A 15,988-nucleotide genomic window follows, 5' to 3' on the forward strand; every position below is an offset into this window, starting at 1 on the left:
AGTTTTTGGAAAGAAACGATAAAGGATTAGCGTGGCATCAGACAAGACAAAAGTTCATTCTTTTTTTGCCTGTTCGCCTCTTTGATTTTGAGTTCTTTAACCTCGCGGCTGTATTACAAGAAAAAGCCGGAGATGGGGCCTGTGGAATTGCCTTATTTCGCTCTAAAATCCTGCTGATTAAGCCCCACAATCACCCGCGTCCGCCGGCACGACGAAGTTGCTGGTGTCTGACACAGACTCCAGGTTCGGCGGGCTGAGTGACGCAGGCGTTTCATCAAAAGGTTCAGGCTTCATGCCATCCCACCAACGCCTTGCCTTGCCTTGGTCAACAGGACAAAATTCTGCCCAAAGACGGAGAGGCGACGATTCCCTGGCTCCTGATCAGGCCCAGTCAGCCTGAGTCAAAGACCGTGATATTCACGATCGGCCGCCACACGCCGGACCATTACCTGCGGCGACGGCGCAACATCAGGCCGAGCAGGCCGAGCAGGAGGAAGAGCGCACGGGAAGGTTCGGGGACGACGACGACGATGCCGTTGCTGGCGAACAGATCGGTGTTGAAGCCGAGACCCGCCCCGAGGGTGATCGCAGTGAAGTCGAAGGTGGTCGCGCCGGTGATATCACCCGCCGCCGTCCAGTCCAGGAGGTCAAAAATGTCACCATACTGCGGCACATAACCGCCGAGCACGGGGCCGAACTGGAAGGTGCCGGCGATGGCCGGTGTGCTGGCGCCCGTCACATTGACGCTGTCATGCTGGGTGACGCCGACCTGGTAGTTTTCATACGATGCCTGAATGGTGAGGCCGGTGAGACTCTGGCCGTTGGCATTGAAGTAGGTAAAGATGGTGGCGGCGTCATTGGTGGTGGCTCCGCCGATTTCAGCGAGGAGGAAGCCGCCAGCATCGATGTTCAGGGTACCGGTGAGGGTGAGCTGGCCAGCGCTGGCTCCTGGGGCGAGCGTGCCGCCGCTGTTGACCTGGACATTGCCGGCCACGGTGCCCGTGCCCCCGAGGGTGCCGGTGGTCAGGATCGTGACCGCGCCAGCACCGGTGGCGGAGCCGGTGGTGTTCATGGCGAGGAGGGTGCCGGCGGTGACCGTGGTGCCGCCGGTGTAGGCGTTGCCATTGGTCAGTGTCAGCGTGCCAGTGGTGGTCTTGTCGAGCACCCCGCCGCCGTTGAGTTCGCCGAGTTTGGTGAGAGTGCCGGACTGGGCGGCGAAGGTCACCGTGCTCGCGCCAGTTCCGATGTCGTTGCCTGTCATGTCGAGCAGACCACCGTCAAGGGTCATGGTGGCGCTGGTGGTGCCCGCGCCGCCAGTGCGCACAATGTCGCCCTGCACGGTCGTCGTGCCGCCGGTGAGGTTCACCGCCCCGGTGGCCGTGGTGCCCGCGGCTGCCGATGCCATTGTGATGGCCGTTCCGCTCGTGGCACCGATGGTCACGTCGCCACCGGTGACGTTCAAGGTCGCGGTGGCGATGTTGCCCGATGTGGAGGTCTGCCCCATTTGCAGGATGCCGCTGCCAATCGTGACAGTGCCGCCGCCGAGGTTGACGGTGCTAATGACGTCACGATCTCCCGCGAGGGGCGTGCCCGTCTTGACGGACATCGTCAGGCTGGTCATGTCGAGGGTGCCGGTGTCGAAGGAGAAGACGTTTGTCAGCGTATCCCCGCGGGTGGCCTGCGTGCCGATGGCCACAGCACCTAGCAAGAGGTCAGCATTGTGGCCGGTCACGTCGAAGGTGTTCTGTGCTCCTGCCACTGTGGCGACTCCCGTTGCACCACCCGTGGTACCCATGTTGAACGCAGCACGCCCCACCCCATCCGCCGCACGGACGGTGAGCGTGCCGGTGACATCCTGGAAGGTGACGGAACCAAAGTCGCGCAAGCCGGTGCCGATGTTGATGGCGTTGACATGGATGATGTTGCTTGTCGTACCGAGCTTGAGGCTGTTGACCTGACCAACGTTGCCATTGTAGGAACCAGCGCCGCCCACGGTGAGAGCGCTCGCGGTGATGGTGGTATCCTTCGCCAGGATCAAACTTCCAAAGCCAGTGCTGTTGGTCGTGGAAGTGCTGCTGACCTGCATGATGCCGCTCGTGGTGTTCAGGGACACGTTCATGGCACCCAATGCGCTGAAGTCGGCGGTGGCGATGTTCGTGTTCGCATTGCCCACCTGGAAAGTGACGCCCGTGGCCACAGTATTATTGACAATGAATGTCCCGTCTCCTGAAGCGGCGAACAACGTGGTGGAGCTTGCCAGGCTGCTGCCCAGCATGACGTTGCCGTTGATCGTCAACGACTTGGTGGCATCAATCGAAAGGTTGTTGGTATTGACGGCGGAGTTGGTCTGCACCGTCATGCTGCCAAAGGTGGCGTTCTCCTGAACCTCCAGGCTGCCTGCGGTAGTGATGGCGTTGGTGCTGCCGAACTGGAGTGCTCCGGTCAGGTTCTGCACAGCGGAGAGGCGGAGGATACCATTGTTGATGCTCGTTGCGCCGGTGTAGGAGTTGGACTGGTTGAGATTCCAGGTGTTGGTGTCAGTCTTGATGAGGCTTAGCACGCCACCGATCTCGGTGAGGGTACCGATGGAGTTGATCAGAGCGACATCTGAAGTGCCGCCGAGGTTTAGGGTTTTGTTCCCGGCCATTTCAAAGCGGGCACCGCCATAGCCGATGGCACCAGAACCACTACCGTTCAGGGTTACAGCGCCCGTGGTCCCCTGCATGCCGATGAGTCGGCCGCTGGTGTGACCGGTGCCGGTGTAGGTAAGAGTGGTGGCTGTGGTGGTCAGGCCCATGCGGATGATGCCAGCCTCCGCCGTGGTCGGAGCGCCGAGCGCGCTGGCTCCACCGCCGACGTTGGCGATGCTGTTGAAGCTCAGTGTGCCGGACTGAATCTCTGTTGTTCCGGTGTAGGTGCTAAGACCGGCCAAGGTGAGGATGTTGGTCTGATTTTTAAACAGCCCGCCCGAACCTGCCAGCACCGCGTCCACCGTTATATCACCCGTGTTGCTGAAGAAGAAGCCGGTGGAGGCGTTGATCGTGCCCGTGCCGGTGATGACTGGGCTGGCACCACTCGTGGAGACAAGACTGGCGGTGATGCTGTTGGTGCCGAGAGCCAGAGTGGCTCCTGCACCGATGCTAAGGGCACCACCGTTGCCGGTGGCATTGTTGGCACCGACGGTCAGCGTGCCGCCGCTGACCACTGTCGCTCCAGTGTAGGTGGCGGCGGCGTTCAAGGTTAGATTGCCCAAGCCGACCTTGGTGAGACCGCCGAGGCCGGAGCCGACGCTGTTGGCAAGGGCGAGATCGATGGTGTTGGTGTCGATCGTGCCACCGCCATCCAGCAGGGTGATCGTGCGAAGTGAAATATCGTCAGTCAAAGTTGTGCCGAGGCGAAGGGTGCCACCAGCGAAGACGAGGGAACCTGTGTTACCGCCGATGTTGTCGAGGTCGGCGATTTCGAGGATGCCTTCGTTGACTGTGGTCTTGTTGGCACCTCCGCCAGCGGTGTTCACGGCGGATAAGATGAGAGTGCCACGGCCCGATTTGGTGATGTCCGCAGCAGAGGTAAGGGGCGAGGAAATCGTGGCCGTGAGGGCCTTGGTCGGGGCACCTGAATCGGGGTTCACGACGTGGATGACGTATTCATTGGTGGCACCGACGGTGATGCCGCTGTCGAAGCCTCCAAAGGTGATGCCGTAATCTCCGGCCACTGCCGCAGGGTCCAGTGTGAAAAGCATCGCTCCGCTAGTGACTGCGAGGGACTCGCCGACACCAGCGCCGGTGACCGCATGGGTGGCACTGGCGAGGCTGGCATTGTGCAGCACGAGCGCATTGATGGTTTTTGCGGGGCCCGAAGCAACAGCGAGTGCCCCCGTGAGGGACTCGCGGATGTTATCCGTCGGCAGCACCTGGGCACCAAAGGTATTGTATTCCGCCAAAGTAAGCGGGCGGAAACCAGAACCGCTCACATAGGTCACGAGCGAGTTACCCATGTGCGTGGCTGCGAGAGCTCCGGCGGTGGACTCACCGATGGCCCACGGCACGATACTGATGTTCTGCGACGCGGCTGCTCCGCCTCCGCCGACGAGGTTGGCTGCATTCGCGATAAACGCCGTCTGATTGGTCGCGTCGCCGATACGGAACTCGTTTTCCTGAGAAGAGGCACCGCCGAGGTTCGTGCCGCGCACGTTCAGCGTCGCGTCGTTGAGGCGGACGAGATCACTGATGATGAAGTCCGCGTCATCATTGGTGGAGCTGGCTTCCATGCCGATGTAGCTGGCTCCCGTGTTGAGGGTGATGAGTCCGACGGTTTCATCCCGGGTGGCGTCGTTGTTGTTCCGAAGGCTGAGTCCGCGCACGATGGTCGGAGACGCCTGAAAGAAGCCGTCGGCCGAGTTCAGAGTGATCGGTGTGGTGTCAAGAATTCGCGTCGTGGTGATTGTGGTGGCCGTGTTGTCGATGTCGAGCGTGCCGCCTTTGTTGATGCGGATGTTACTGGCATTGATCTGGCCGATGCCATTGATGGTGACCAGACCGGACTCCACAGTGAGTATGCCAGTGAAGCCGGTGCTGACGTTGCTCAAGGCTAGGTTGTGCGTCCCCTGCTTGATGATATTGCCATCCCCCGTGAAGAAGCCCGCAAAGGTCGTGCTGCCGCCGCTGTTGTTGATGGTCAGGGTGTGGGAGCCGACGGCCACGGTGCCATAGTCCCCGTCCGTATTGCGCGAACCACCCTGGAGACGACCGATGGTCTCATCCGCAAGCAGTTCGAGGGTCGTGGGCCTGCTGGCCGAGAGCGTGACGATCGAGGTGTCGCCGATGGAGTTGCCGGAGACTTGTAGGGTGCCCTCCTGGATTTCGGTCAACCCGGTGTAAACATTATTTCCACTGAGCAAGAGGGTTCCGGCACCCGTCTTCGTCACTCCTTGGTTGATGCGGATGTCGGAGCTAATCTCGAAGCTCTGGGTGCTGTCCTGGGTGATCACAAGCTCTGTGGCACCCGAAGCCAGCGTGCCCCCCATCATGGAAGGCGTGCCGCCCACGTTGCTGGTGATGAGGAACCCACCGCTGCCGATGATGAGAACGCCAGTGTTCGACATGGCCACATCGGAGCCGCCCGCTGTATTGAAGCGCAGGCTGTTGATGAAGGCTCTCTGAAGCGTGCCGGTGAAACCTGTGGTTTCATCGGTGATGTGGTCACCTGTCAGCCATGTGGTGACATCATTCTTGGGCGTCGAGGCGAGGGCGACAATGTTGCCGAGACCAACGCCCGCCGTATTCTTCGTGGCAAACCAAGTCCCTGTCCCATCTTCCACCGTGGCGTAGGCCGCGTCAGAGGTGACCGTGGCACCAGTGCCGAGCATGCCGAAGGCGCTGTTGGGGCTGGTGGTGGTGATACCATTGGTGGCACTCTGCGTCCCGCCTGGCAGCATGAGACGGATGGTGCCGTCCTGGGCAAGATTGCCCCGGGTGATGGCACCGAAGTTCAGCACAGCATCCTGCCCTGTGCCGCCGGTGACCTGGATGGTGCTCGAGCCGCCGGTGGCAAGAGTGAGACCGGTGACGCTCTGTGTGGTGGCCGCGCCGTTGTTGCCAATGAGGTTGACCCTGGCACCGCGCATGTCGAGCGGCTGGGTCACATTGATCTTGGGGGTATTGCTGACCGTGTAATTCAGGTTCAGGATGCCGTCGTAAACGATGGTGTCGCCGGTGGAGAGGAGGCCACTGTTATCGCCGGTGAGCGTCACGGTGTTAGAACTGATCTTCTCCATCGCTTCGGTAGCCGCTAACGGAGAGGCGAGGTTCGCGTTCACCGTGCCGCCGTAGAGGTCGAAATTGCCCGTCACGGTGAGGGTGCCGGTTCCATTGACAAGGCCGGAGCGGTCAAGGTTGCGGTTCCCGAAAATGAACCCCGTCACGGTCTGGTTAAAGGTGCTCATGTTGAACGTACCCACCCCTGCTCCGTCGGTGCCGATTCTCAGTTCGTCGAACTCCGTGGCGACCACCGCATCGTTGGCTCCCAGATTGATCACCCCATTGGTGTAAGCTTGGAGGGTGCCCGAGGTGAGGGTCGGCGTATTGTATGAGAGGACACCGGTTCCATTCAGGTTCAGAGTAGCTCCGGCGATGACGGCAAAGTCGTCGCGCACCTGGAATAACCCGCTGTTCAGATTCAGGATCGTGTCGGCACCGGTGACGACCATGGCATCGCCAACGCGGCTGGTCGCAGTGGTATGTGTCCAGGTGCCTCCAGTAACCGTCATATCCGCTTCATCCCCTGTCTGGGTGATTCCCCCGCTGATGATGCCCTCGCTGCCGGCTGCGCCGGTCAGCGTGATCTTTGTCCCATCGGTGATTGACACAATGTTAATTGCGCCGCTGTAAGTGATGGCGGCTCCGCCCGTGCCGTTGGCCGAGAGGATGCCGGTGCCAGTGATGCTGATCGGGCGATTCGTGGACTGTGCGCTGGCGCCAATGAAGCGGAGCGTGCCGCCGGCGATGGTAACGGCCGCGCCGTTGCCAAGTGAACTGGCACCACCGCTGATGTCCGTGACAGTGTTGAACTCCAGTGCACCTTCTGAGAGAGAGATGTTCCCGGTGAAGCTATTCGCCCCGGTGAGGCGGATGATGTCATTGGTCACTGCCCAGGCACCCGCGTCATCATTGATCGCGAGTGAATAGCCGGAACCGCCATCAGAGATGATTCCGGAAATGGTGACAAAAGAGTCGGCATCGCCTCCGTCTGCGGAGATGCTGCTGTTGCCGCCGAGGATGACGTTTCCGGCAAGGTTGAGCGTGCTGGAGGCATCATTAACGGTAAAGCGGGCCGAGGCACCCGTGCCACCGGAACCGAGAGTGGTGACCCCGTTCTGATTGACCACATAGTCGCTGGCGAGAACAGCGCTGATGTTGTCAATCAACACCTCTCCAATGGACCCTGCGGCAAAGGTCAAGGCACCAGTGCGATTGAGGGTCTGACCGTTGATATTCCGGTAAATGACCCGCCCGAGCGTGTTGAAGGTCACTGCACCTATGTGACCGGCATTGGCCGCAGTCGCTGGGAGGGAGGTGAAGTCCACCGTTCCGCGTTCAAAGGCCAGTTCGCCGTCCCAGGTATTGGCCAGGTTGTTGATCGTGAGGGTGCCGGTTTCCGCATTGCCGGCAGTGAGCGTGTCCACGCTGTCCACCGTCAGCCTGCCCGAGCCGCTGAGCACGTTGGTGAGGGTGATGCTCCGGGCCGCAGTGGAAACGACGGCGGAATTGCTGTCCCGCATGTTGATGAATGAGTTACCACTGACATTCACCGTGCCGCTGTAGGTCTGGGTCGCAGTACCGGCGGAGAGCGTGCCACCCGCAAGCGTCAGAGGCATGGCCAGATTGGTCGTCGTGCTGGCGGCTCCGTTGTAGAAAAATACACCGCCGGTATTGACGGTGACGGTGGCGAAGTTGCCGTTCACCGCGTCACCGAGGGCCGCCACGTTGGTCATTTCCAGCGTGCCTGCATTGATCGTCACGTCGGCCGTGTCGCCACTATTGAAGGTCGGGTCGGCAGCAGCGGTGAGTGTGACCTTGCCAAGACCTGTCTTGGTCACGTCTCTCTCGCCCAAGAGCGAGCCCAGGGACAGGACGGAACCAGCGTCCGCCACATTCCAAGTCTGACTGGTGGCCAGACCGCCGAGGCGCACGGGGCCGCTGATGGTCACCGCCGCAGGTCCGCCTGCCGTGATCTTGATGCCGTCGGTCGCAAGTTGTGGGGCGATCTCGATGCGGTTCGTCGTGACGAGACCGGGGCCGATCGTCACCGAAGTCGGCGTGTTGGCAGGAGTCGTGGATGCCTCGAAGGTCAGCGAGTTGACCTTGAAGTTCTGCTCCAGCGTTGTTGTCACGGCAGCGTTCGTGGGTGCGTCCCACTGGAAGATCACGTCTGTGCCCTGCCCAGGGGTGGAAAGGGCGGGAGTGGTGCCAGCCTTGTCTTGGGACCAGTTGTTGGCATTGGCATTCCAAGTGTTGTCGGTCAGTCCGCGCCAGTAGGAAGAACCCGTGATGAGCGTTCCAGTGGTGATGAAGACGCTGTTGTTATTTGCCGTCAGTGTGATGGAACTGAAGCCGCCCGGGGTGGCCCCGAGGATGTAGTCGGTGTTCGCGAGCACCCCGCTCGTGAACCCGCCGTCCACGAAATTGAGCAATTCATAAGTCTGCCCGGCATTCAGCCCGGTGTCCGTGAGGTTGAAGGTGATTTGATTGCCGGTAAAAAGAGAGAGCGTGCCTCCAGTGGTAAGGATGAAGGTATCCGTGTTCAATTCATCGCCATCCACGGTGAGATCGCCAACATTGAGATTCAGGCTGGTCATAGTGCCACCGCTAGAGCCAAGTTGAAGGCTGGTCAGCCCGCTGAACTTGCTGCCCGCGCCGTCAAGGAGGTTGAGAAGCCCGCCGTTCTCAACGACGACACTCGTGATGGCAGATGGGGAGGTGATCCCGCCACTGAGGGTCAGGGCGCTGCCGCTATTGGTCACGCTCAAACCCGTTGTACCATTGAGGGCGGAGGCAATGGACATCGAGCCGCCGTTGACGTTAGTGGTGCCTTGATAGGTGAGCGTCACCCCTGTGAGGATCGAGGCACTGGCCGTGCCTGTCTTGGTGATCGAAAGCGCACCCGCTCCACTGTCGGTGATCGTGTAATTTCCGATGCCGCCGATGGTCACTGCCTGATCGTTTGCCCCAAAGGTCAGCGAAGCCGCAGTGCCAGAAGTATTGTCGATGATGGCGGTGCCAGCCGTGTTCGCGGTGAGCCCATTGATGGTCTCGGTCTTGCCATTGAGATCAAGGGTGGCGGTCAGTCCCAAACCGGGATCCAAAACGACTTCGTTGTTCGCGGGATTGACGGCCCCGTTGGGAATCACTTCGTTTGCACCCAGACGGAGCGTTCCGGATGTGATCCTCGTCCGCCCGGTGTAAGTATTGGCTCCACCCAGGGTGAGGCTTCCGGTGCCCGCATAGATGACCCCGAAACTGGGCATCGTGCTGCTGAAGATGCCATTGAGGATCGTGTCGCCCGAGCCGTCGAATCCAATGCCCAGACTGGTGGTTCCGGCGGTCGCGGAGTAGTTGCCGCTGAGGGTCAGCGTCTTGCCGGACACGATGTTGTTCCGGATGAAACGCGTGGTGCTCGTCGTGGAGGGATCCGTCCAGAGTCCCGTGAGGTTGATGCTGTAATCGCCGGTGAAGCCCGCGATGGTGCCGCTCGTAGCGGACTGCGTGATGGGATTGGAGATCGTGCGGTCGCCACCGTAGGCGAAAACGGTCCCGTTGCTGATCGTCAAGGTGCCGGTGCCTCCCAGTGCGTTGTCATGCCCGATCCCCAATGCACCGCCGGTCACCGAAGTTCCACCAGTGTAGTTGTTGTTGTTGGTCAGTATCCACGTCGCCGAGCTGTCCACGGTGACCCCAAGAATCCCCCCGTTATCGGACAACTGACTGGTTATCATGTTGCCACCGGCATTGACGCCGCGCAGGAACAGGGTCTTGGCACCGGCGACCATGTCATTGGCCACGTTGGTGAGGATCAGCGGACCGGTGCCGTCGGCGTGGAGTTGAACGCTGCCCGTCGTGGTGTTGAGCCGGATCTTGCGGTCACTGGTCTCGCCGGTGCCAACGTATTCCAGAATGCCTGCGCCCGTGCCGCCGTTGCCGATGGCAATGGCCCCGGCGTCCGTGTTGCCAAGGGCCGAGTTACCGACGCTGGTATTGCCCGGCGAGGTGCTGAGGCCGAGTGTCTCCACCACAAGGGTGCCCGCCCTCAGCAAGGTCTGGCCCGTGTAGGTATTGGCTGCTCGCAGATTCAAGATGCCCGTGCCTTCTTTGGCGAGATTACCAGCTCCGGTGATGATGCCGCTGATGGTGGCAAAGTCCGATCCAACGCTGGTAAAGTCACCCACATTGATCTGGCGGTAGCCGCCAGCAAGAGTGTCGGTGGCGACGCTGGTGCCCGCAGTCACGCCTGTGGCGGAATTCAGGGTAAAGGTCGTCGGACTCGTGATGGTCGCGATCGTGTAACCCGCCGGGATGTTCGGGTTGTTCGCGATCGTCTGTCCAATGGCCAAGCCAGCGGTGGTGCCGCTGGTGAGAGTGACCGTGGCGCTAGCTGCGGTGGTCGTGGCGTTGACCGTAACTGCAGCGCCTAGCGTAATCTCAAACCCACTGATGATGTCCACGTCGGAGCGGGAAACTCCGGAATTGTTCAACAGCAGGGCACCCGTGCCGAGGAAACCCGCCGTGCTGCCCCAGACGTTGCCCGTGCCGAGATCCACCGTCAGCGGCGAGCCTCCTGCGGAAAATCCACCTGCACCATGCGCCGTCCACTGAACCTGATCAGCACCCGTGCCGATGGCGCGGCTAAAGGCTCCGGAACTGGCGAGGGAACCTCCATCCAGGACCAAGTTCGAAGCGGTCGGAAGGCTGATGCCGTCGCTAACCGAAAGAGCACCGCCACGGATCGTCGTGGCACCCGAATAGCCGTTCGTGGCTTCCAGGAACCAGAGGCCAGCATCCGCTTTGTAAACGGAAGTAGCCGCAGCGCCGTTGTCGTTGATGATCGGGAAGAAACGGTTGTCTCCGGTGGACGCCCCCCCGAGGACGAGACCCTGGGGATTGCCAGTGGCATTGGCACCAAAAAGGAGCGCCCCGGTGTTGGTCCAACTGCTCGTCGCGCCATTGACCCCGTTGGACTGGATGCGCGCCCCGCCATCGGCACCACCATTGAAGGTGAAGAGACGGTCCGTCTCGTCGTTGGTCGTGCCCGTGTAGCTGAGCCCCCCGTATGCCTGAGTGGCGCTGGTGCCGTTGAAGATGAGGTTGCTAGCCGCATTGCTGGAGGCACCGATGCCGCTGGGGTTGGTGCCGTTCTGGAGATTGTTAATGGTCACGATGCCCGTGGAGCCGATCGTTGTACTACCAGTGTAGGTGCTCAGGCCCAGCCAAGACTGGCCGCCTGTGCCAAGTTTGACCACACTCACCTTGCCGACCCCGCCGTCCTCAATGATACCGAGGGAGGTGCCAGTGCCATTGGCACCGCCGACCGTGAAGGTGACATCGGTAGTGGCACTGGTATTGCGCACGATACCGTTGTTGTTGAAGGCGTTGGTGCTGGTCGCGAGCGTGACGCCGTTCAGTTCGAGGATGCCGTCCTGACGGATGGTCAGCGCGGCGGCAGCGCCCAAACGATCAGCGCCAGCGAGACGCACGGTACCTTCGTTGATGGTGATCGTGCCGGTCTGAGCGTTCGTGCCGCCCAGACGCAAGGTGCCTGCGCCCACCTTGGTAAAGCCACCCGTGGTCGTCGCGGTGATCGGAGCATCAAGTGACAGCGAGTTGGCCCCGCCATCCACATTGATGACCAGCGCACCGCTGCCACCGGTGCTGACGCCGGTGCCCGTGATGGAGCCGGAGCCGCCGGTCTGAATGATACCGCCCGAGGCATTCGCTGTGCCTGCGGTGCGGATCGTCAGGAGGCCGGTCATGTTGAGGGCGGTCGCTCCATTGATTCGGAGAGAGTCGATGGTCACCGCCGCGTTGCTGAAGCCAGCGCCCGTGATCTCCATGCTGCGCGCCGCCGTCAGCGCGGTAGAGGTGGTGGCAAAGTCCGTATCGGTCGTGTAATTCGGCGCGCGCAGGGCCGTCGCAGCTCCTGGCACAAAGGCGAAGTCAGAGCCATTGTAATAGAGACCGGCATTCGCGATGTTATTCACGATAGCAGTTGTCGTAAACTTGACGGTATCACCGCTGGTGGGCGCGACGATGTTCACCGTGCTGCCGCCGCCGACAGCGCCGAGCGAGGCGAAGACAATCGAGGCGGTCCCACCGCTTCCAGGAGTGAGCCTGACGGTGCCCGAACCAGCGGTAGGAGTCAGGACTCCGAGGGTTTCCACGTTGTTGGTGCTGGCCTGGCCGAGCAGTTCCAGAATCCCACCCGCATAGACGTTGGTGGCGTTGAACACGATGGCCGACGCATCGGCAAGGATGGTCGAACTCGCGGCATTGGCCTTCAATTGCAGTGTGCCGTTCGAGATGGTGGTGGCCCCGGTGTAGGTGTTGGTGCCAGCCAGAATCCAGCGACCCGCGTCGATCTTAGTCACCAGCGTGGAGCCATTTTGAACGATGGCCCCATTGATTGTGTTGGCCCCGATGTTCGTACCGCCCAAGGTAAGCGTCTTGGTGCCTGCACCCGTGGCGGTGAAGTCCGCGTTCAGCACCAAGCCTGGACTGGTGCCGGTCTGGTTGGCGAGAATGGTCGCGGCACCCGTCGTGCCCGAAAGGTTGATCACCTTGCTGGTGGTGAGGTTCGCCAGCGAGACGTTGTTGCCGATGACGCTCAGGATACCAGCGTTGATGTTGACCGTAGAGGTGTTGTTCGTGATCGCGCGCCAGTCACTGATCGCCACGGTGCCGCCGTTGACGCTAACGTTTCCGTCCAAGGTCGAAGCCGTGCCGGTGAGGGTCAACGTGCCGGCACCGGTCTTAGTGAGATTGTGGTTAAAGGCGACGGAGGTGGCGATAATGCTGCCGTTAATCAGGGTGTTACCGGCACCGCCGATGGTCATCGTGCGGGCAGCACCGTTATCCGTATTGCTCCAGAAATTCCCGGTGAAGCTGAGCAATGCACCCCCTTGGAGGTTATTGGTGAAGGTGCTCTGCTCGTTGCCCCCGTTTACCGGCGCGGTGGTGAAGCTCATGCCGTAGCCGTTCCTGCTGTTGAAGGTCAGCGTAATATTGTCTTCAAAAGACATGTTGCCGAACGCGACCGTCTGATCCTTGGCGGAACTGCCCGGTGTATGGTCCGCAAAGATGGTGCTGGCAGCACGGAAATAGACGTTCGCATTGGTGCCATTCGAAACCTTGACGTCCGGCGTGTCCATCAGCACGGCCAGTATGCCGCCATTCAGGTCCAGAACCGCACCCGTGGTCCCGCTGGTGCGTGTGCCGAGCACACCCGGAGAATCAATACGGACCTCGCTCTGCCCGCTGGCGGCGCTGCCGCTGACCCGGATGGTGCCGGAGAAACCCGAGGAATCGGAAGGACTGAGAAACAAGGTGCCCCCTCCACTCTTCTCGAGCGTGCCCGAGCCGGCGAGGACGCCGGAGATGTCGTAGGAGCTGGCACCCGCCTGATTTATTCCACCGAGAGAGTTGATGGTGGTCGCAGCGACACCCTGAACATTAAGCGGACCGGTGAGATTGAGCGTGCCGTCCGCAGCAATGATGCGGGTGTTCATATTCGTGCCACTGAAAGCAACCCCCATGTCCACTGTGCCAGACAGGGTGTTGTTCCCGGTGCTGACGAGGGCCGCACCGTTATCCCCAACCGGTCCTCTGCCTTGGAGGGACAGATCACGGGAGATGGTGATGTTGCCGCCCGTGCCATCGAGCACCAAAGAGCCGCCGCCGAAACCTCGCAGGTTGTTGACGCCAAGGGAACTGGCTCCCACATACGGATTGAAAGCCGCGACAACGATGGGGGAGCCGCTCGCACCCAGCGCCCCCTGACCAGTGATGATGAGGGAGCCGTTGCTGATCGTGGTGATGCCCGTGTAAGCATTGACGTTGTTCGAGAGGCGAATGGAGCCACCACCAGTCTTCGTGAACCCGGCGGAGCCGAGGATCTGGCTGTCGATCGTGGCGGACTCACCCAAGTTGGCATGTAGTGTCGGCGTCGTCCCCGCCAGGGTGAGATCACCTCCCGTGAGCGTGTACCCGCTGCGCAGGAAGCGGAGCTGATTGGCCGTGATGCCAGAGATCAGGGTCACGGTATTGAGCGTCGGAAGAATCGAAAACGGGACGCTGAAAACAGCCTCATCCACATTGGTGTTCGGCCACACCACGAGGTTGGTCGTATCCCACCAATTCATGGTGGAGGTGTTCCAAGTGCCCGTGCCCCCGAGACCCGTGCCATCGGCATTGTTGCCGGCAGTGCTGGTGTCCGTGTCCCAGTAAAAGGTCGCCGCCTGCAAGGGCTGGGCGATCTGCCAGAAGGCCATGAGTGAGATCATCAAGGTGCTGATGGATCGGCGGTAGGCGCGAAAGTGCTTCATAACAGTCATGGGTTGGGTGCAAAAAAAACGCTTTCGACGCAACCGCAGTTCCGCGAAGGCCCTCTTCAAACTAAGTTTGAATTTACAGTATGAAGGTTCTGAGTGACCACGAACAAGCAAAAAAGTTCATTCTTTTGCCAGCCAGCCCGCCATTGATTTTGAGTTCTAAAGCTGGCCGTTTTAATACGGGCAAATGACCGAGACTAAGACTGAGAAATCAGCTTATTGATGCCCTTTGAGCATGCTGATCAAGTCTTTCCACCGGAGATCTCGATCATCAGTGACAGGCATGCTGGATTCCGTCGCAAGACACTTCTTCACATCGCGTTTCAGGTGCCGTCATGAGACTCCCGACCCTCCTCACCGCTGCCGCCTTTTTCGCTCTTTCAGCCCTCCACGCCGCCCCGCGTCCGAACGTACTGTTCATGATGGCGGACGACCTCAACAACAGCCTCGGCTGCTACGGTCACCCGCTCGTCAAAACGCCCAATCTCGACAAGCTCGCCGCACGCGGTGTCCGCTTCCAAAACGCCGCCTGCCAGTTCCCGCTCTGCGGTCCCAGCCGGAACTCGATCCTCACCGGGCTTTACCCCAACAGCACCGGCATCCTCACCAACTCCCAACTCTTCCGCCAGACCATCCCCAACCACATCAGCCTGCCACAGGCCTTTCGTCGCGGCGGCTACTTCGCCGCCCGCATCGGCAAGCTCTACCACTACGGCGTCCCCAACTCCATCGGCACCAACGGCCACGACGACCCCGCCTCGTGGGAACTCGAACTCAACCCCGCCGGCTGCGACCGCCTCGAAGAACACCCCAACATCTTCTCCCTCATCCCCGGCAACTTCGGCGGCACCTTGAGCTGGTACGCCTCCCCACGTCCCGACGAACAACACACCGACGGTCTCCAAGCCAAGGACGCCGAGTGGGTGCTCGAACGCTGCGCCCGCGACAAAGACCGCCCCTTCTTCCTCGCCCTCGGCTTCTTCCGTCCGCACACGCCCTATGTCTCGCCGGAGAAATGGTTCAAAGGCTACCCCGAGGCCGAAATGCCCGTCGTTCAGGGAGTTAAGGAAGATCAGGCCGATCTCCCCACCCCCGCACTCGGCAGCTACAAAAAAGAGCAGGACAAACTCACCGACGATCTCCGCCGTCAGGCCGTGCAGGCCTACTACTCCGCCATCAGCTTCATGGACGCCCAGGCCGGCAAAGTCCTCGACGCCCTCGACCGCCTCGGCCTCGCCGACAACACCATCGTCGTCTTCACCAGCGACCACGGCTACCACCTCGGCGAGCACGGCCTCTGGCAAAAACAGAGCATCTTTGAAGAAAGCGCTCGCGTCCCGCTGCTCATCGCCGGTCCCGGGGCCAAAAAAGGCGTTGTGGCCAACACCCCCGTCGGCCTCATCGACCTCTACCCCACCCTCGCCGAACTCTGCGGCGTCAAAGCCCCCGAAAATCTCCAAGGTCAAAGCCTCGTCCCCATCCTCAAAGACCCCGACGCCAAAGGCCGCGGCTGGGTGCTCAGCCAGGTCGTCCGCGGCGGCGGCTTCAAACGTCAGGGTGCCAGCGCCGCCGCTGGCGACAACGGCAAACGCATCTTCGGCTATGCCCTCCGCACCGACCGCTGGCGCTACACCGAATGGGACGAAGGCCGTGCCGGCAAAGAACTCTACGACCACGAAACCGACCCCAAGGAACTCACCAATCTCGCCGACAAACCTGCGCACGCCGACGCGCAGGCCAAACTCGCCGAACAACTCCACTCCGCTGTGAAGACCACCTTCCCACCCAGCGGCGAAACACCCAAAATTCCCGAAGGCAACGTGATGTACTCGCCCATGCTCATCGATCTGTGAGGTGCTGCGCCGTCAAGCAGGTCAAGGAATGGTCAAT

At 61.0% G+C, this 15,988-nt stretch carries 2 protein-coding genes; one reads left to right on the forward strand and one right to left on the reverse strand.

Annotated elements, in window-relative coordinates; all coding sequences use genetic code 11:
- Window positions 1–445 precede the first annotated feature (445 nt).
- Window positions 446–14,092 (reverse strand): autotransporter-associated beta strand repeat-containing protein, encoded by a 13,647-nt coding sequence (locus tag U1A53_RS05235; protein WP_322279441.1) that lies wholly within the window; start codon window positions 14,090–14,092, stop codon window positions 446–448.
- Between the two features lie 341 nt (window positions 14,093–14,433).
- On the opposite strand from U1A53_RS05235, the gene U1A53_RS05240 reads away from it, so the two are divergent.
- Complete coding sequence (locus U1A53_RS05240; RefSeq protein WP_322279442.1) at window positions 14,434–15,951, forward strand: sulfatase; 1,518 nt, start codon at window positions 14,434–14,436, stop codon at window positions 15,949–15,951.
- Window positions 15,952–15,988 lie beyond the last annotated feature (37 nt).

Source organism: Prosthecobacter sp., from assembly GCF_034366625.1.
Taxonomy (GTDB): Bacteria; Verrucomicrobiota; Verrucomicrobiia; order Verrucomicrobiales; family Verrucomicrobiaceae; genus Prosthecobacter.

Bases quoted from the DNA above. Each gene is read 5' to 3' on its own strand.
- U1A53_RS05235 (WP_322279441.1), bottom strand. From the start codon at position 14,092: ATGAAGCACTTTCGCGCCTACCGCCGATCCATCAGCACCTTGATGATC.
- U1A53_RS05240 (WP_322279442.1), top strand. From the start codon at position 14,434: ATGAGACTCCCGACCCTCCTCACCGCTGCCGCCTTTTTCGCTCTTTCA.